This window comes from Sorangium sp. So ce176 (assembly GCF_051519835.1).
Classification (GTDB): domain Bacteria; phylum Myxococcota_A; class Polyangia; order Polyangiales; family Polyangiaceae; genus Sorangium; species Sorangium cellulosum_G.
In genome coordinates, this window is sequence record NZ_CP150371.1 from 11,113,142 (window position 1) to 11,129,892 (window position 16,751).

General features: G+C 70.1%; 17 protein-coding genes and 1 pseudogene. 8 read left to right on the forward strand and 10 right to left on the reverse strand.

Annotation, left to right across the window (positions count from 1 at the left end; genetic code table 11):
• Window positions 1–14 precede the first annotated feature (14 nt).
• Window positions 15–224 carry a hypothetical protein gene (locus tag WMF42_RS41960; RefSeq protein WP_233561199.1) on the reverse strand — a complete coding sequence of 70 codons (210 nt, stop codon included), beginning with the start codon at window positions 222–224 and terminating at the stop codon, window positions 15–17.
• Between the two features lie 188 nt (window positions 225–412).
• On the opposite strand from WMF42_RS41960, the gene WMF42_RS41965 reads away from it, so the two are divergent.
• Both WMF42_RS41965 and WMF42_RS41970 read left to right on the forward strand, forming a co-directional pair.
• The gene (locus WMF42_RS41965; RefSeq protein WP_061606633.1) at window positions 413–796 is read left to right on the forward strand and encodes a VOC family protein; all 384 of its coding nucleotides are present in this window, start codon (window positions 413–415) and stop codon (window positions 794–796) included.
• 50 nt (window positions 797–846) lie between these two features.
• The gene (locus WMF42_RS41970) at window positions 847–1,236 is read left to right on the forward strand and encodes a GFA family protein (RefSeq protein WP_061606634.1); all 390 of its coding nucleotides are present in this window, start codon (window positions 847–849) and stop codon (window positions 1,234–1,236) included.
• A 25-nt stretch (window positions 1,237–1,261) separates the two neighbouring features.
• On the opposite strand, the pseudogene WMF42_RS41975 reads toward WMF42_RS41970, so the two are convergent.
• Window positions 1,262–1,519: pseudogene (locus tag WMF42_RS41975) on the reverse strand (nitrilotriacetate monooxygenase); the annotation flags it as partial.
• Window positions 1,520–1,585: 66 nt separating this feature from the next.
• Between WMF42_RS41975 and WMF42_RS41980 the strand changes: the two are divergent.
• Window positions 1,586–2,020 (forward strand): fosfomycin resistance glutathione transferase, encoded by a 435-nt coding sequence (locus WMF42_RS41980; protein ID WP_437688722.1) that lies wholly within the window; start codon window positions 1,586–1,588, stop codon window positions 2,018–2,020.
• A gap of 110 nt (window positions 2,021–2,130) precedes the next feature.
• Here WMF42_RS41980 and WMF42_RS41985 read toward each other — a convergent pair whose 3' ends face one another.
• The 6 genes from WMF42_RS41985 to WMF42_RS42010 all read right to left on the reverse strand — a co-directional run bounded on the left by WMF42_RS41985 (window position 2,131) and on the right by WMF42_RS42010 (window position 8,334).
• A complete protein-coding gene (locus WMF42_RS41985) occupies window positions 2,131–3,330 on the reverse strand; it encodes a glycosyltransferase (RefSeq protein WP_437688723.1) in 1,200 nt (399 codons plus the stop codon).
• Window positions 3,331–3,762: 432 nt separating this feature from the next.
• Window positions 3,763–4,443: a hypothetical protein gene (locus WMF42_RS41990; RefSeq protein ID WP_061606638.1), complete on the reverse strand. Its 681-nt coding sequence runs from the start codon at window positions 4,441–4,443 to the stop codon at window positions 3,763–3,765.
• Between the two features lie 240 nt (window positions 4,444–4,683).
• A complete protein-coding gene (locus WMF42_RS41995) occupies window positions 4,684–5,100 on the reverse strand; it encodes a peptidase inhibitor family I36 protein (RefSeq protein ID WP_061606639.1) in 417 nt (138 codons plus the stop codon).
• 160 nt (window positions 5,101–5,260) lie between these two features.
• Window positions 5,261–5,551, reverse strand: coding sequence for a hypothetical protein (locus WMF42_RS42000; RefSeq protein ID WP_061606640.1), 291 nt, complete (start codon window positions 5,549–5,551; stop codon window positions 5,261–5,263).
• A gap of 91 nt (window positions 5,552–5,642) precedes the next feature.
• A complete protein-coding gene (locus WMF42_RS42005) occupies window positions 5,643–5,861 on the reverse strand; it encodes a hypothetical protein (protein WP_437688726.1) in 219 nt (72 codons plus the stop codon).
• 61 nt (window positions 5,862–5,922) lie between these two features.
• Window positions 5,923–8,334 (reverse strand): cellulose binding domain-containing protein, encoded by a 2,412-nt coding sequence (locus WMF42_RS42010; RefSeq protein WP_437688728.1) that lies wholly within the window; start codon window positions 8,332–8,334, stop codon window positions 5,923–5,925.
• 372 nt (window positions 8,335–8,706) lie between these two features.
• Between WMF42_RS42010 and WMF42_RS42015 the strand changes: the two genes are divergently transcribed.
• Together WMF42_RS42015 and WMF42_RS42020 are read left to right on the forward strand one after the other, a co-directional pair.
• Entirely contained in the window at window positions 8,707–9,903 is a 1,197-nt protein-coding gene (locus WMF42_RS42015) for an FAD-dependent monooxygenase (protein ID WP_437688730.1), read from the forward strand.
• Between the two features lie 96 nt (window positions 9,904–9,999).
• Entirely contained in the window at window positions 10,000–11,682 is a 1,683-nt protein-coding gene (locus tag WMF42_RS42020) for a DEAD/DEAH box helicase (protein ID WP_437688732.1), read from the forward strand.
• Window positions 11,683–11,774: 92 nt separating this feature from the next.
• Here the strand turns inward: WMF42_RS42020 and WMF42_RS42025 are convergent, their stop codons facing one another.
• Entirely contained in the window at window positions 11,775–12,770 is a 996-nt protein-coding gene (locus tag WMF42_RS42025) for an SGNH/GDSL hydrolase family protein (RefSeq protein ID WP_437688734.1), read from the reverse strand.
• Between the two features lie 695 nt (window positions 12,771–13,465).
• Window positions 13,466–13,732, reverse strand: a complete 267-nt coding sequence (locus WMF42_RS42030) for a trypsin-like serine protease (protein ID WP_437688736.1) — start codon at window positions 13,730–13,732, stop codon at window positions 13,466–13,468.
• 274 nt (window positions 13,733–14,006) lie between these two features.
• On the opposite strand from WMF42_RS42030, the gene WMF42_RS42035 reads away from it, so the two are divergent.
• The 3 genes from WMF42_RS42035 to WMF42_RS42045 all read left to right on the forward strand — a co-directional run bounded on the left by WMF42_RS42035 (window position 14,007) and on the right by WMF42_RS42045 (window position 16,688).
• On the forward strand, window positions 14,007–15,245 hold the full coding sequence (locus tag WMF42_RS42035) for a PAS domain-containing protein (protein WP_437688738.1): 1,239 nt from the start codon (window positions 14,007–14,009) through the stop codon (window positions 15,243–15,245).
• A gap of 128 nt (window positions 15,246–15,373) precedes the next feature.
• Window positions 15,374–15,970, forward strand: coding sequence for a DUF4291 domain-containing protein (locus WMF42_RS42040; RefSeq protein WP_437688740.1), 597 nt, complete (start codon window positions 15,374–15,376; stop codon window positions 15,968–15,970).
• A gap of 139 nt (window positions 15,971–16,109) precedes the next feature.
• Complete coding sequence (locus tag WMF42_RS42045; protein WP_437688742.1) at window positions 16,110–16,688, forward strand: hypothetical protein; 579 nt, start codon at window positions 16,110–16,112, stop codon at window positions 16,686–16,688.
• Window positions 16,689–16,751: the final 63 nt, after the last annotated feature.

Here is a 16,751-nt window from a genome sequence, read left to right on the forward strand (position 1 = left end):
ACGATCCCGCTCGCTCACGCCTCGGGGACGGCGGTGATCTCTCCGGTCGTGTACAGCGCGGAGGTGTCCCAGGCGAGCCCTGGGGCGAGCGGCAGGGCGATGTCGATCGCAGCGAAGGTCCCTGTGAGCTCGCCGGCCCAGCCGAGCAGGGCGACAGTGTCGCCGGCCTGGAACGGCTCGGCGTCGCCTGCCGCGACGACCTCCAGGCCCCCATCGAGGCGCACGTCCCCGTCCACCTGCAGGAGCGGCGCGGCGTCCGGGCCCGCGACGGTGAGGCGCAGCGCGGCGCTGCTCCGGCCGCGGAGAGGATCCGGTCGGACCCGACGGGGTTGACACCTGCCCCTGCCCGGCGACACTTGCGCCGGTATCCATTCGCGGCTCACCGCAAGCCGTCAGGCCGCAGGAGAATCCGATGAAGCGTACGTGGACAATCCTTGGAGTAGCGGATGTGGCTCGCAGCCTCGCCTGGTATCAGTCGCTCTTCGGTCAGCCCGGATCGCCGCCTGCTCATGACTATTTCGGCCAGGTCCTGGACACGGACGGAACGGTCCTGCTCTGTCTTCACAAGTGGGGAGACCACGAGCACCCGACGCTGAGCAGCCCAGATCGAGCGGAGCCCGGCAACGGGCTGTTGCTGTTCTTTCGAGTGGATGATTTCGACGAGGCGCTGTCGCGCGCCCGAGCGCTCGTCCGTCGACTCGAGGAGGAGCCCCGGACGAACCCTGCCACCGGGACCCGAGAGTTCGCCCTCCGTGATCCGGACGGTTACTACGTCATGGTCAGCGCGCTCTCCTGAGCGTGCGCTCGAGGGGCCGTCATCCAGGCTCGAATGCAAAGGAGTGAGCCGTGCACAAGGGATCGTGTCTATGCGGAGCCGTGAGCTTCGAGGTCGCCGGCGCCCTGCCCCCGCCCGACGCTTGCCATTGCTCCCAGTGCCGCAAGCACTCGGGTCATTTCTTCGCGTCCACGGACGTCCCTCGCGCCGCCTTGACGGTCCGCGGCGCCGACAAGCTCACCTGGTTCCGCTCCTCCGAAAAGGCGCGGCGAGGCTTCTGCGCTGCATGCGGCTCTTCGCTCTTCTGGGACCCGATCGACCAGAGCAAGCATGACTGGATCGGCGTCGCCATGGGCGCGTTCGACACGCCGACAGATACCAGGCTGAGGATTCACATCCACGTGGCCGACAAGGGCGACTACTACGACATCGCGGACGGGTTGCCGCAAAATCAGCATTGATGCCGCCCGCTCGCGCCGCGCCGGCCGCGCGCCGGGCGAATCGGTTCTCGGGGCGCGGCAGCCCCAGGTTCTCGCGCAGCGTGCGTCCCTCGTACTCGGTGCGGAAGAGGCCGCGGCGGCGCAGCTCGGGGAGCACCAGGGTGATGAAATCGGTGAGCCCGCCGGGCAGGTGGGGCGGCATCACGTTGAAGCCGTCGGCGGCGTCGTTCACGAGCCACTCTTCCATGAGGTCGGCGATGGTCTCCGGCGTGCCGACGAGCTGCTTGTGGCCGCGCGCCCCCACGGCCGGGTGGACGAGGTCCTGTAGGGATACCCGGACGAGCCCGTGGTCGTCTACGCTGCGGGAGCCATGGCGATCAGCGGCGTCAACCACGTGACCCTCGCGGTTCGAGACCTCGACCGCGCGTTGCATTTCTATGTCCGGGTGCTCGGCGGAAGGCGGCGAGCGCGGTGGCAGAGGGGCGCGTATCTCGAGCTGGGGACGCTCTGGCTCTGCCTGGAGCTGGACGCGTGCGCTGCCCGGCACGTCGACGACGCGCACCTCGCTTTCTCGGTCGATGCACAGGGCTTCGCCTCCCTGGGAGAGGCCATTCGCCTGAGTGGAGCCCGGATCTGGAAGGACAACCGCTCCGAAGGAGCGTCGCTGTACTTCGAAGATCCGGATGGACACAAGCTCGAGATCCACGTCGGCGACCTCCGGACGCGCCTCGCGTCCTGCCGCGAGGCGCCCTACGAAGGGATGGAGTTCTTCGACGACGGAGAGAGCGAGACGCGGGCGCGGTGAAGCGGCGCACAGGCGCGGACGGGGGAGGTGACGGAGGGGGAGGCTCCGTGTGCGAGCCTGGCGCTCAAGTCCCGTGTTCCACCGGGCCGCCGACCACCGCCGACCGAGGTTCAGGCGGAGGCCCGCTCGATGAGATCGGCGGCGACGGCCGTGCCGTCCACGGCCACGGCGCCGGCGATCGCGGCCGCGCGAGCGGCGACCCCGCGATCGAGGGCACCCCGTAGCGCAGCCAGGAGGGACTCCGCGCTCAGCGCTCCACGAGCCACGGACGTCCCGATCCCGAGCGCCCGGACGCGCGAGGCCCAGTAGGGCTGATCGGAGAACATCGGGACGATCACCTGCGGGACGCCCGCGCGCGCCGCGGTCGTTGTCGTCCCCGCCCCGCCGTGGTGCACAACCGCGGCGACCCTCGGGAACAGCGCCTGGTGGTTGACGTCGCCTATCGCGATGCAGTCGGGGGCGTCGTCGACCCGACCGAGCTCGGCCCACCCTTGCGACAGGACGACGCGGCGCCCCGCCGCCCGCGCGGCCTCGATGGCGATGCTGCCTGTCTGCTGGTCCGCGGGCATGCTGCCGAAGCCGACGTAGACGGGCGGCTCGCCCGCGGCGAGGAACGCTTCCAGCTCGGGTACGAGCGGGGTCGGGTCGGGGAGGAGCCAGGCTCCCGTCTGCGTGACCCGCAGGCCCTGTGTCGCCGGCGGCGGCCCGAGGACCGCGTCCGCCGCGAGCCAGGGGGCCTCGCCCAGGACGTGGCCGAGGACATCGCTCAGCGGACCGAGGCCCAGCCGCTCCCGGTTGTCGTTGAGCCGCTCGAGGAGGCGCTCGTTCCAGCTCCGCGATCCGTCCTGCCAGCGTCGGAGGTTGGACTCCTGGTCGCCCCCGGGCTCCCCGTCGGGCGGATGATCCGATGACGGCAGGGCCACCGGCGCGTAGACGGCGACCACGGACGGGATGCTCAGCCGTTCCGCGATCGACCGTGTGGCGTACTGGTGCGCTCCGCCGGCCACGATCACGTCGCATCCTTCGGCGGCCGCCGCTGTCGCGTCGAACTGGTCTCTCACGAGGTGCGCGACAAGCGCGCGGAGCTGCTCCGCCGTCGGTGCGGAGGCCTGCGCGGCGGCGGCCCCGCTCGGCGGACGCATCGCGATGCCGATCGGGGTCGCCGTGAAGCCAAGGCCGCCCACCCAGTCGATGAAGTTCGGCGGGACGCACAGCCTCACGTCGTGCCCCCGACGCCGCATCTCGGCGGCCAGGGCCACAACGGGTTGCACGTCACCCCGTGTCCCCACGCCCGTCAGCAATACCCGCATCGCTTTTCTCCCTTCCACCACGCGCGTCGCGTGGATGACGGAGGCGACGTTGGCACCGCGGCCGCGTTTTTTCAGCGTATCAACGCCGGAGTTCTGATATACATGCTGGATACGGGGGGCGCGGCGGGGCCGCTCGTGCCACGGCTCATCCGTTCAGGCCGAGACGGCCGGAGGACCTCGCAGACCAGCACGCTGCCGCTCGTGGACGAGCTCGCATGGGATTCATGCAGAGCGTCGAGGACGCATGACAGCTATGGAGAGCTGCCTGAGGAAGGGGACCTCTCGCGCGCGGGCTTCGATCTCCGGATCCAGCTCGACGAGGAGCTCCTCCGCGAAGCCCGCCTGCTCCCGCTCGTGAACCGCCCGACCTGTATGCCCATCGGCGTGGTGCACGCACCACCGCCGTGCGCCGGCCATGAAATGACGGGGCGGTCAGCGCTCGTGGCGCTTCTCCTCGACGTGGTGCCGCCGCCGCTCCGCACGGGGCTTCTTCGTCGGCTTGGCCGGGGTCGCCGGCCTCGCCGCCGCGCCCGCCCTGACCGTCGCGCCCGCCTTCACCGTCGCGCCCGCCCTGACCTTGACCGCCGGCCGAGCCGGGGTCGCCGGCCGGGCCGCGGGCGCGCGGTGGACGCGGCCGCGCTGCACGTGGTCGTGGTGGACGCGGCCGCGCTGCACGTGGTCGTGGTGGACGTGGGCACGGCGCGCGTGGTCGTGGTGCACGTGGTGATGGGCTCGGCGCCTGTCGAAGTCGACGCGGTGGTGGACCAGCGCGCGCGGCTCGGCGCGGTAGTAGACCCAGCCGTTGCGCGATGGGTAGTACCAGCGGCCGTCCACGTAGTAGACGTAGCTCCCGCGGTAGTACACGCGCGGGTAGGTCTCGATGTAGGCCGGCGCCGTCGCGACGTGAACGACCGGCTCCTCGTACACCGTGACCTCCTCGTACGTGACGGTCGCAGGCGCGGCGGCCCTGGTGTGGACTTCGGCCGCGCAGCCGGTCGCGCCGAGGAGCGCGAGCGCGACGAGCGCGGCCAGCACGGCGAGCCTGCTGCGCTGCGGCGCGTGCGCTGTGGCTCCGGGGGACGGGTGATCGAGGACTGGCACGTTCATCTCCATGGGGTTCGCGGGAGCAACTACGGTGCCACCCGGCGGCCCGGGGGCCGGCGCCCGCGCCTGGCAGCGCACCTGCTCCTGGTATAGCGCTTGCTGACCCTCCGCGCACCGGCGCGAGCTGGATCCAGTGTTCGACGGACCGGTGACGAGTTCCATCGTGTGCGGCAGGGATTGCGCGCACCGCGCCGCCGGGCGCGTCAGGCGATGGCCGCGATGCGCATCGCCCTTCGCGCGGTCATCGCGTCAGAAGACGTAGACGCTCTTGGGGACGAACGGCAGCGGGCTCAGGCCGCTCTCCCCGAAGACGGGGTACGGGTAGCCGATGCAGTCCTCGTTCGTGAAGATCGCGGCGGCGGCGCCGTTGGTGTTGTACGCAGAGTGCGCCCTCCCCTCCCAGCCGTGCTCGGGAAGGTTGACGCACGTCCCCACCTGCGGGTTCAGCGCCCTGACGTTGAAGATTTCCCCGCCGTAGCCCTCCTCCTCGAAGAGGCAGAGGACGCCGTCGAACGGGCACGGAATGGGGTCCTCCTGCGCCGAGGCCACCTCGGGGAGCAGCAGGCCTGCCCCCGCGAGGAGGCCGACGCCCACCAGGGCACGCAAGCCCGAAGAGCGGGACGGCGTGAAACGACGGAGGTTCTGAACGCGATCGAGCCAGTGCATGGGGTCTCCTCCTCCTGCCCACCCATGGGCAGGTGCTGCGGAGGCATCTAGCACGGGAGGCCAGTCACGCGTTCCCGGCAATCGACATTTGTTAACAGCATTTAATATGAAGGAGGACGCGGGCCCGCATGGGACGAGGGCCAGGCCCGCGCCGCAATCGCTACCCCTCCGCGCGCCGCACGATCGCCTCGATCGCCATGCGGGCCGTGTCGCACACGCGGTCCACGTTGCTGCGCGTGCCATGCGCGGTCCGCTCGAACGGCTTGGTCTCGTCCTCGAGCAGCCGCTCCAGCGCCGGCCGCACCCGCCGCGCTGCCTCGAACGCGGCCACCTCGGCCTCGGTGGCCGGCGGCTGCAGCGCGAAGCCATGGGCGTCGCTGCCGAAGCACGAGAGCCCCCGCGCGCGAACGGCGGCCAGCTTGGCGACGATCCCGTCGAGGCGCTCTCGCATGGCCCCACGCTAGCAGCCGCGCGCGGGCATGAGCGCTCTGCCTGGATCCCGCCAGAGCGCGCGCCGCTGCGGGTCCCGGAGGAGAGCGCTGTCACGCCCCCTTAAGGCAGCGGATCGAGCCCTTTACCCGGATCGGCTCGCCGCTCGGGATGGCCCGCAGCGTGGTGTCGATCGTCGCCTGCGTGTGGTCGCGGGCGAGCGCGATGGATTCGCCGGCCGGGGCTGTGCGGCGGTCGCGGGCCCAGCTTCCGCGCGGTTCGCTGACGTTCAGCGTGATCGCCGGATTTTTCCACTCGTCCTCGGCGGTCACGATGGCCGAGAGGGCCGCCCCGGGTCGGCCTCGATGCGGCCCGGGGCGCGCCGTCATCGGCTCACGGGGCGAGCGCCGTCTTGTCGAGGTGACCGAAGTCCCAGACAACGGGGGAGCCTGCACCGTAGTCGACCCTCACCGGCTCCTGCGCGGCGAGGCGGTCGAAGGCGGCGCGCGGGAGCACGAACTGCACGGTGTGGAGATCGCCGTTCGGATGGCGCGCCTGGGTGCTCCGCTCGCCGCCGACGGTGAGCACGAGGTTGGTGGCGCGGAGGTCGAAGAACTCGGCGGCGGTGAGCGTGATCTCGACAGCGTCGGCGCCGCTGCGCCTCACGCTCTGGATGGCATTGCCGGCCGTGATCCGCCGCGGCGCGGGGAGGGCCGCGCCGGCCGCGCGCGGGATGGAGCCGGGCGGCGCCGCGCTCGACGCGACGGGGGCGAGGCGAGCCAGCGCCGCCGGGGCCTCGGTGGTGGCGCGGGTGGCGCGGATGTTCGCCACGTAGACGCTGGCTCCGCCGAGCGGGGTGGGGAAGGTCAGACGAACCCCGCGCACCGACGCGAGCGTGGCGCCGCTGAACAACGACAGCGGGATGCGCGCGGTCGGCAGCGTGGTGCTGCCGCGCGGCGCCGGACCGAGCTCCAGGTAATCGTCGACGGCGACGGCGCTTGAACGGCTATCGTCGGCGTTCACGAGCTCCACCAGGAACGATGCCTCGGTCGGGTCGGAGCTCCAGCCGCGGTCGGCGCGAAGATCGAGGTAGTCGTACCCCGTCAGATCGAAGCCCGTGCCGACGGTGGACCAGCTCGACTGGAAGAACGTCGAGCTGCCCGCGACAACGTCGTGGATCCACGCGACCTTGTGCGAAGGATCGTGCCCGCTCAGGGTGATGTGATCCACCGAGATCGTGCCCCCGGTGGTGTTCGGCAGGCCGTAGGAGCTCGTGCCGGTCGGACTGATGAAATCCTCGAGCAACAGGCTGTAGGTGGAGTCGCCGCCCGGGTGATACCCGCGGCGGACACGGTACGGCACGCTCGGGAAGGGGAAGGCGGGGTCGAACAGGGCATTCGCTGCCTCGTCGCGGTCCGCGCCCACGTTGGCGGTGAAGAACTCGACGGCCGCGAAGCGACCCGTCTCGCGCTGCGCCGGCGAGCCGTGCTCCTGCGGATCGAAGAGCTCCTCATGGTCGATGCAGCCCGTGATCCCGCCGCTGTTTCCGTCCGCGAGCTGCCACTCGCTGTTGTAGTAATTGTGATTGGCGCCCCACACATGATAGAACGACTTGAAGAAGGGCGCCGGCTCGGGGATGCTCATCATGCGATCGAACGGGCGCAGGCCGGGCAGATCGCTCAGGTCCCAGTCGCAGGCGGGCAGGATCACGTTCCAGGCCGTCTGGTCCGCGTTGAGGAACTGGCCGTTCTGGCCCTTGTCGGTCGGGCCGATCTCGAAGATCCCGCGGATGCTCACGGGGCTCTCGATCAGCGCGGGCCAGGGGCTGCCGCTCCGGCGGTACTCGTTGTAGGCGAACCGCACGCCCTCGCCTCCGCGCGAGTGACCCATCAAGCCCACCTGGTCGAAGTCGATGCGATCGACGAGGTCCACGCCGAGCTCCGGGGGCGTCGGCTCGGTCCCGCTGTCCCAGCGGCTCAGCCGCTCCAGGTGACGGAGCAGCAGGCGCCCGCGCGGCCCGATGGCGAACTCGTCGGCGGGCGTGCTCGGCGCGGCATGGATTCCCCGGTTCGCGTTGATGGACACCACGAAATAGCCGCGCGTGGCGAGGTCCACGGCCATGTAGTCGTAGCCGCGGTGGTTGGGGACGACGACGTAGTTCTCCGGGCACGTGCCCGTCGTGGCATACTGGTTGTTGTCGTCCCTGCGAGGGTCCTCGCCCGTGCCGCACGTCGGGTGGTTGCCGTGCAGGAACACGAGCAGCGGATACTGCCGGCCGGCCTCGAGGCTCGCCGGGCGGTAGAAGGACGCCCAGAGCTCGGTCGCGTAATCAGGGCTGACCATCGCGTCGATGGCGGCCGGGAGCTTGTACTCCGCGATCGCCACGCCGCCGCCCACCGGCGGCAGGTCGCTGCTCACCGACAGCAGGACCGGCTCGACCCCCGGGCTCGGGATGCTGGCGCAGAAGCCGAACTCGGCGTTGCCCGACGGCGGGATCGCGCCGTTGCTGCCTTGAGGTGTGACAGTGATCTGACCCGTGCTGCCGCTGAACGTGCCGTCCCAGGACGAGAAGATCGCGCCCGGGCCGACGTTGAGCTCGACGCTCCACGTCCCCGTCGTGGCGCTCGGGTGCTGGTTGCTCACGATGATGCGCGTGCAGTAACCCTGACCCCACTGCGAGTCGATCACGCGATCGGCGCTGATCCCGTTCGCGCCCTGCAGCGCGGCCTGCGATGTGCCGATCGGCTCCGTCGAGCCGCCGCTGCACGCCGGCAGCAGCGCCAGCGCTGCAGCGGCCACCCTCATGTCCCATCTGCTCTGGAAGTCGTGCATAGATAGTACCCAAGTTGGTGATGAAGCGTTTGAGCGTCGCGCCTCGTATTGATTCAAATTCGAGGGACGTCGCGTGAAGTAATGTGAAAAATCATGAAGTTGACTCACGTCGTTCGATGAGCGATCTCCCCAGCTCCGGCGACGGCTCGAGGCGGCCCTCTGCTGCGTGCTCCCTTCACGCGCGCGGTCGACCACCGCCGGATCACAGGAGGATCGTGGCGTCGGGCCGGTCCTGACGGGTTTGTCCGGGCCGCGCTGATCCGGGAGATGCGGCATGACCGCGGAGGTCGACGTACGTTGGCAGGACGCTCCGCGCGGAGCGTGAGAGACAGGAGCTGAGCCGTCGTGGAACATCGGACTGTTTTGATCTCGGGCGCGAGCATCGCCGGCCCCGCGCTCGCCTTCTGGCTTGCGCGCCACGGATTCCGACCCGTCGTCGTGGAGCGCGCCGGCGCGCTCCGGCTCGGTGGGCAGAACATCGACGTCCGGGGCGCGGCGCGGAAGGTCGCGCGCCGCATGGGGATCGAGGACGACATCCGGGCCGCCACGACGGGCGAGCAGGGGCTCCGCTTCGTCGACGAGCGCGGCGCGACCCAGGCCGAGTTCCCCGTGGAGAACGCGGACGCCGGCGGGTTTACCAAGGAGCTCGAGATCCTTCGCGGTGACCTGGCCAGGATCCTCTACGACCGCACCCGTGAAACGACGGAGTATATTTTCGGAGACCAGATCACGGCCCTTCGAGACCACGGCGACCGGGTGACGGTCTCCTTCGAGCACGGCGCCGACCGCGATGTCGCGCTCGTTGTCGCCGCCGACGGCATCCGCTCGCGGACCCGTTCGCTCATCGTCGGCGATGAGCCAAGGATCCGTCGATTCGGCCTCTACGGCAGCTACTTCACGATCCCCCGCGGAGCATCCGACAACGCCTGGGCTCGCTGGTACAACGCGCCCGGCAGGCGCGCGATACTCCTGCGTCCAGACAATGTGGGCACCACCCGGGCGTCGCTGTGGTTCCTGTCGCGTCAGCGCGGCCATGAACGACTCGGCGTCGCCGAGCAGAAGGCGCTCCTCGCGAGCGTCTATGCCGACGCTGGCTGGGAAGCGCCGCGGGTGCTCGCCGGGCTGGCGCACGCGGAGGACGCCTATTTCGAGTCGATCAGCCAGGTCATGGCGCCACGCTGGTCGCACGGCCGCGCCGCGCTCGTGGGGGACGCTGCGTACTGTCCGTCGCCGCTCAGCGGAATGGGCGCGAGCCTCGCGCTCGTCGGCGCTTACGTGCTCGCGGGAGAGCTGTCGCGGCACGCCGACCCTCGAGATGCCTTTGCTGCCTACGAGAAGCGCCTGCGCCCCCTCGTCGACATGGCCCAGAGTCTTCCACCAGGCGTCCCCTGGATCGCGTACCCGAGGTCGAGGCCCGGCATCTCGGTCCTCCACAGGGTCGTTCGGCTCGCTTCCAGCCCCCTGGCGCGGCGCCTCCAGGGCCGGCTCGGCTCCTCGCCGGCCGACGGGATCGAGCTCCCCGACTACCCGAACGGAGGCTGAAGACAGCCTTTCGCGCGTGCGCGGAGGGGACCCGCGCCGTGAGGAGCGCGGACAGGGGCTCCGGGCTATGCTGGCGCGCCGCCAGCGCGAGAGCTCATGACCAGCCCCACGACCGCCTCAGCACCGATGGCCCCCGGCGCGCCCGCCCTGCGCCCCTACCAGCGCGCCGCCGTCGACGCGGTCCTCGCGGCCCGCAGGCGCGGCGTCCGGCGCATGGTCGTGTGCCTCCCCACCGGCGCTGGCAAGACGGTCATCTTCTCCCATCTCGCCCGCCTCGCCAGGCGGCAGGTCCTCGTCCTCGCGCACCGCGAAGAGCTCCTCTTCCAGGCCAAGGACAAGATCGAGCGCGCCCTCGCCGGGCAGGCCACTGTCGCCGTCGAGCAGGGCGAGCTCCGCGCCTCGTCGGACGCGCGCGTCATCGTGTGTTCCATCCGCTCCCTCCACGAGAAGCGGCTGGAGCAGGTCACCGCCGGCCGCGAACTAGGCCTCGTGATCTACGACGAGTGCCACCACGCCCCCGCCGAGGACAACCGCCGCGTCCTGCGCCAGCTCGGCGCCTTCGACCCCGCGTGGACCGGCACCCTGCTCGGGTTCACCGCCACGACGGCCCGCGGCGACGGCAAAGGCCTCGACGATGTCTTCGAGGCGATCGTCTACAGCCGCAGCCTCCCCGAGATGATCGCGGACGGCTATCTCGCGCCCCTCACCGGCTACCGCGTCGCCACAGCCACCGACCTCTCCCGCCTCGACGCCCGAGGACTCGACTTCGCCACGGACGATCTCGAGGAGGCCGTCGATCTCGAGGAGCGCAACGCGCTCGTCGCCCGATCCATTCAAGAGCTCGCCCGCGACCGCCGCACCATCGCCTTCTGCGTCACGGTCGCTCACGCCAGGAACCTCTCGAAGGCGCTGAACCACCTCGGCGTCCGGTCCGCCTATGTCCACGGCGACATGCCTTCCGACCTCCGCGGCCGGATCCTCGCCGATTTCCGGGAAGAGCGCGTCCAGGTCCTCACCAACGTCGCTGTCCTCACCGAGGGCTTCGACGACCCCGGCGTCTCCTGCATCGCGATGGCCCGCCCCACCCGCTCGGACGGGCTCTATGCCCAGTGCGTCGGGCGCGGCACCCGCCTCCATCCAGGCAAGAAGGATTGTCTCATCCTCGATTTCGTCGATCTCTCCTCGCTCCAGCTCTGCACGCTCCCGTCGCTCTTCGGCATGCCCCGCGACCTCGATCTCGAGGGCCGGGAGGCCGTGGAGGCGAGCCGCTTCTTCCGGCAGGTGGCCTTCGACTACCCCGGGTTCGAGGTCGAGGCGGGTCGCATCACGCTGCGCGAGATCCAGGAGCGCGCCGCGCATTTCGATCCCGTGAGCCTCCGCGTCGACCCCGAGGTGCTGGCCATCTCGCGCAATGCGTGGGCCTCTCTCGGCCGCTTCGGCCTCGCGCTCCATTTCGAGAGGAAGCCCGGAGCGATCAGCGAGGTCGTCGTCCTCGCCCGCGGGGGTCGCGGGAAGCGGTGGCACGTCCTGCTGGACGGCAAGCTGGTCGAGCGCTTCTCCACCCTGGAGGAGGCGGTGGCCGCTGTCGATTACGAGGTCGCGCGCCGCGGCCCCGCGGCCGGGGCGTCGGCGCGGCACGAAGCGCCGTGGCGCAGGGGAAAGCCCCCCGTGCCCCTGCCGGCCGAGCCCCCGAGGGGGCATCGCCCGCCGAGCACGATGGAACAGGCCATGATCCTCGCTGTGTGGGCGAGGGTCACCGCGCCGCGCGAGGCGCGATGAGCCGATCACCCCGGCGGCTTGCCGTGCGCAGTCCGCCGGGATACCGCCGGCACCCGGCTCCGTGACGGCTCGGGACCGCGCGGGCACGCATTTCAGCGGAGATACGGACTCAACGCCTGGAACCAAACATCGGCCATGCGGTTATACCCTGCCTGGTTCGGGTGGAGATTGTCGGCGAGAAGGGTCTGCCTGTAGTTCGTGTCGTTGGTGAACGCTGTGTACATGTCCACCAGCACGATGTGCTGCCCCTTGCTGACGCGCGTCGAAACCAGGTCGGGCATGGCCGCGTTGTAGGCCATGACGGCGTTGTTCGTGCCGTCCGTTCTCGTCGGCACGATCTGCGCGAGCACCACGAGGATGTTCGGATCACGCATGAAAATCGAGTCGAGCAGCTTGCCCAGGCGATTCGGTGCGTCCGCAAGGTTGATGTTGCCGTTGATGTCGTTCGTTCCGATCATCAACGTAATGATGTTGGGCTGGTAATTCGGAATGCTGGTGCCCACGAGCTGCGCGATGCCGTTGTTGCCCTCGATCGTCCAGCCGCCGTGACCCTCGTGGTTCCTCGGGAACGTCACTCCGTCCACCATGGGCACGCTGTAATCACTGGCGGAACCGACGAAGGTGATGTCGCGGTTCGCTTCGAGCGCGAGGTGGAACAGCGGGGCGCGGTAGCCGCCGGCGACGTTGAAACCCTGCGTGATTGAATCGCCGAAGGGCATGATCTTACAGGGGCCGCTCGCCGGGCAGGGCTGGAATGCCGGGCCGCCGCCCGCGCCAGCGCTGCCCCCTGCGCCTCCGTCGCCCGCGGTACCTCCGCCACCGTCGGATACGCCGTCCATGCCACCCGAGCCCGCTCCGCCGGCGCCCCCGCCGGCCGCGCCCCCGCCGGCGCCCCCGCTGGCCGCGCCCCCGCTGGTTGCGCTCGAGCCGGAACTGCCGGGCGAGCCGCCACCCGACGCTGTCCCGCTGCCGCTCGTGGTCCCCGTCGTCGTGCCCGGCGAGTCGGCGCCGTCACTGCACGCTGCGACGAGCAGCACCACACACGTGAGGACGGCGGAAGAAGAGAATTTCAGGCGGTGTACGAGCATCTGCTACGCATAGCACGATCGCGTACTCCACCGCGATTGTGGAACGCAGCTTACCGAAGCTGCCGTCGTCGTTGGAAAATTTCATCGCTAGGGGAAGTGCGTCTGGACGGCGGCGCTCTTCGCAGCCACGCGGCGCCCGAGGCCGAACGGCGGTACCACCGGCGCACCTCGTATTCGGTTCTGCGCTCGACGGCCCACGCCTGGTCCGCCTCGGTCCGACCCTCCGAGCACGGCCCGGCCCAGTTTTCGCTAGTGACCGCGCGATCGACGGCTCGTGCGCGACGAGGTACGCGCGGCGGCGCGGGCGACGACGACCGCGCCGGCTAGCACCAAACGCCCTCATAGCCCTTGCCGCTGCTCCGCAGCCCTCGGCAGCACAGGCCGTGCGTCTGATGGCGGTTGGCCCCTGGCGGCGAACCCCATCACGACGTGGCGCCCGCCGAGCCACGGCAAGGCAATCTCGGCGGCGTTGAAGCGTTGGACGAGGGGGCGGAGCCAGACTCGACGGGGCAGGAAGGCTAGTACAGCGTTCCCCAAGTTCGTCCCTGGTTGCGCGAGAGATCATGCCGAGCTGACCTGCCCCCGGGGGGGTGCAGGTCGCGCGGACGCAGAACCAGGGACGAATCTGGGGAACGCTGCTATGGCGCGCTGACGAACTGGCCGATGAAGTCGAGGTAGAGGTCTACCCGTACATCTCAGCCGTCCGTACAGAGGGTGAAGTCGCCCGTCGTGCTGAACGACGCGACGCCGGTGATGGTGGGAACGCGGTTCACATTCATCAGCGCAGGCCCGCCCGAGTCTCCCGTGCACGTGTGGTGGGTCGCGTCGCCGAGGCCGAGCAGCGTCGTCACCGCCATCCAGTCCCACTGGACGAAGAGCAGGCTGCCCAGCGCCGCGCCGAGGCCATGCCGACGAACATGCCGACGAAGAGCAGCGGCGACTGCTGCACCTCGCGCCGTCATGCCAGGCCGATCCGCTGCCACTCCACCTAGTCTATCCCCATGCCCGCTTCTACCCGGCCCGGCCGCGTCGCTTCATCGAGGCGATGCGCGAGTCCGTGCCGGCGGCGGTCGACGGCGCGGCGGCACGGTAACGATTCACGATTGCGTGGGGGCGAGGCGCCGCGCGATGCTGACCACGGGCCCGTTCGCGCGCTCGATCCGCCGTGCGGCACCGGATCCGCGCACCACGGAGGACGAAAAATCGGCTAGGTGTGGACAGGGAGGGCACGGGCACATGACTATCTCGAACGGTTCGATGGCCGCGCGGGCAACGGGGCCGGAGGGCGCGCTGGTCGAGCGGATATTTGAGCTCGCGCCGAGCATCCTCTGTGTCCTCGATGTCAGGGACAAGCGGGTCGTCGCCTGCAATCGCGCGTTCGTCCGCGCGCTCGGGTTCGGCGACAAGGAGGCTCCGGAGCGCGCCTGGGAGACCCTGGTGTCCCGCGTCCACCCCGAGGATCTCGACGCGTCAGCGGTTCGCGCAGAGCAGCTCTGGGCGTCACAGGACTGCGAGCCCTTCGAGGTCGCGCTGCGCGCGCTGTGCGCCGGGGGCGTCGAGCGCGTCCTTGCCCTGCGCTGCGTGGTCCTCACGCGCGGCCACGACGGGGCGGCGCATCAGGTCCTCGTCTCGGCCGAGGATGTCACCGAGCAAAGACGCCGTGAGGTGGAGCTGCAGAAGAGCGAGGCGCTGTTCCAGGCGTTCCTCGAGTACATGCCTGGCATGATGTTCGCCAAGGATGCCGACAGCAGGTATGTCTTCGCGAACGCTCAGTTCGAGCGGTTCATGGGGATCGCGCCGCACGCCTGCGCCGGCATGCGGGACGACGACATGCTCCCGGAGGACATCGTCGCGCAGGTGAGGGCCGCGGACGACGAGGTGAGGAATACAGGTGTCGCGACGGTGTTCGAGGAGAGCGTCCCTCACCCCACAGAAGGGATGAAGCTGTTCCATTCGGTCAAGTTCCCCGTCAGGGGTCCTGGCATCCCGGAGGGGACGGTCGGGGGCGCGGCCATCGACATCACGGCCATCAAGCGGGCGGAGGCCGAACGCCAGGAGGCGCAGCTCGCGGTCATCGCGGCGCAGCAAGCGACCATCCGGGAGCTCGCGACGCCGCTCTTGCCGATCGCCGACGGGGTGATCGTCATGCCCATCATCGGCACGCTCGATCCCGAGCGGGCGAGCCGGATCATCGAGGCGTTGCTCGCCGCTGTCGGCGCGCACCAGGCGGCGATCGCCATCATCGATATCACGGGGGTGAGATCGGTCGACGCCCATGTGGCGGGGGTGCTCTTGCAGGCCGCCCGCGCGGTGCGGCTGCTCGGGGCCAGGGTCGTGCTCACGGGCATCCAGCCCGCCATCGCGCAGACGCTCGTCGAGCTCGGGGTGGAGTGGCACGGCCTCGTGACAGAGGCCACGCTGCGCGGCGGCATCGAGCACGCGCTGCGGACCAGGAAGCGCAGAGGGGGCTCCTGACTCACCGCCCGAGGTCCGTGACGCTTACTCTACCCACCTGTATCGCCGGCGCGGAGCTTCGTGGCGATTCACGACCACCGCAGGGTAGTCTCCCCGTCAGACCACAGCGAACGCGAAGAGTGGACCCCATGCCGAAGCTTCACGAGATCCGGGCGGACTACGACGCGGAGACCATCGTCATGTACCAGGCCTACGCGCCGGCGATCGCCGAGCCCGCGCTCGCTGCCCAGCGCTTCGTCGCCCCGTTCTCGTTCGGCCGGATGACCTGGATCAAGCCGTCGTTCCTCTGGCTCATGCACCGCAGCAACTGGGGGCGAAAGGCCGGGCAGGAGCGGATCCTCGCCGTCCGCATCCGGCGAGCAGGCTGGGAGCGGGCGCTCTCCCTCGCCGTCCTCACCTCGCCGGAAGCGACTGTGTTTCGCTCGCCGGACGCGTGGAGCAAGGCGTTCGCCGAGGCCAAGGTGCACATTCAATGGGACACCGAGCGCAACCTCCGAGGTGGCCCGCTGCCTTGCTACAGCATCCAGGTCGGCATCGGCCGCGATCTCATCCGTGAGTACGCAGAGAGCTGGAGCGTCGCGATCGAGGATCGAACTCCCCTGGTCCGGAAAATGTACCAGCAGATCCAGGCAGGCCACGCGGACAGCGCGGCGAAGTTGCTGCCGCGCGAGAGGCCCTACGCCGTGGACGAGGCCACCGCCAGGCGCCTGCTCATCGACCCATGAAGAGGCTCCCCAAACGAGCAGAATTTTTCCAATGGATTGGCGTAAAGTCCAGCCTGTGGGAGGCGCCGCTGCACGTTGCTCTCCAGACGCCCCTCGCCGGCGAGGCGAGGGCGGCGAACCACCAACCGGAGGAGAGAGCATGGCATCGAGAGCGAAGAGGATCCTGGTCATCGGCAGGAGGGCGGATATCCTCGAGCGGGCCGTGGCCGCGCTGAACCAGCAGGGGCACGCGGCGGTCGGCACGGCGAGCGGGTCACCGGACGCGGAGTTCCACGCCGGCGACTTCGACCTCATCACCCTCGGCGGCGGGGTGGACGCCGCCACCCGGGAGCGCCTCCACGCGCGCTTCAAGGAGCAGAACAAGGACGTGATGGTGCTGGACGTGTACGCCCCGATCGCTGGCCAGCAGATCGCCCGGGCGCTCAGCAGATCTTCCGTCGCGGGAGAGCTCGGGAGCGCCTTCTCGGTGACGGAGGGCGATGAGGCGTTCGTCGCGCGTGCGACGATCGAGCGCGCCTGTACGCTGCGCCTCGACGTCTACAGCTACCCCGGCGGCGCCCTGGAGCCGCAGGTCGCGCGCGTCGTCGACACCCCCGTGACCCCGGGGACGCACGAGTTCAAGCTCGCGAAGGAGCTCGCGCGCGGCGGGTTCATGGCGGTGCTGACCCTGAACGGCGAGGAGCACCACCTGCACCGCCTGGAGCAGCACCCGGGGTGAGCCGCCCGCCGCGCTCGGTGCGCAAGAATGTATGGACCCACGCGAGCTCGGACCACGAGCCCG

Coding starts and splice junctions, on each gene's coding strand:
- WMF42_RS41965 (WP_061606633.1), top strand. CDS start 413: ATGAAGCGTACGTGGACAATCCTTGGAGTAGCGGATGTGGCTCGCAGC.
- WMF42_RS41980 (WP_437688722.1), top strand. CDS start 1,586: ATGGCGATCAGCGGCGTCAACCACGTGACCCTCGCGGTTCGAGACCTC.
- WMF42_RS41985 (WP_437688723.1), bottom strand. CDS start 3,330: ATGCGGGTATTGCTGACGGGCGTGGGGACACGGGGTGACGTGCAACCC.
- WMF42_RS41990 (WP_061606638.1), bottom strand. CDS start 4,443: ATGGAGATGAACGTGCCAGTCCTCGATCACCCGTCCCCCGGAGCCACA.
- WMF42_RS41995 (WP_061606639.1), bottom strand. CDS start 5,100: ATGCACTGGCTCGATCGCGTTCAGAACCTCCGTCGTTTCACGCCGTCC.
- WMF42_RS42000 (WP_061606640.1), bottom strand. CDS start 5,551: ATGCGAGAGCGCCTCGACGGGATCGTCGCCAAGCTGGCCGCCGTTCGC.
- WMF42_RS42010 (WP_437688728.1), bottom strand. CDS start 8,334: ATGAGGGTGGCCGCTGCAGCGCTGGCGCTGCTGCCGGCGTGCAGCGGC.
- WMF42_RS42020 (WP_437688732.1), top strand. CDS start 10,000: ATGACCAGCCCCACGACCGCCTCAGCACCGATGGCCCCCGGCGCGCCC.
- WMF42_RS42025 (WP_437688734.1), bottom strand. CDS start 12,770: ATGCTCGTACACCGCCTGAAATTCTCTTCTTCCGCCGTCCTCACGTGT.
- WMF42_RS42030 (WP_437688736.1), bottom strand. CDS start 13,732: ATGACGGCGCGAGGTGCAGCAGTCGCCGCTGCTCTTCGTCGGCATGTT.
- WMF42_RS42035 (WP_437688738.1), top strand. CDS start 14,007: ATGACTATCTCGAACGGTTCGATGGCCGCGCGGGCAACGGGGCCGGAG.
- WMF42_RS42040 (WP_437688740.1), top strand. CDS start 15,374: ATGCCGAAGCTTCACGAGATCCGGGCGGACTACGACGCGGAGACCATC.
- WMF42_RS42045 (WP_437688742.1), top strand. CDS start 16,110: ATGGCATCGAGAGCGAAGAGGATCCTGGTCATCGGCAGGAGGGCGGAT.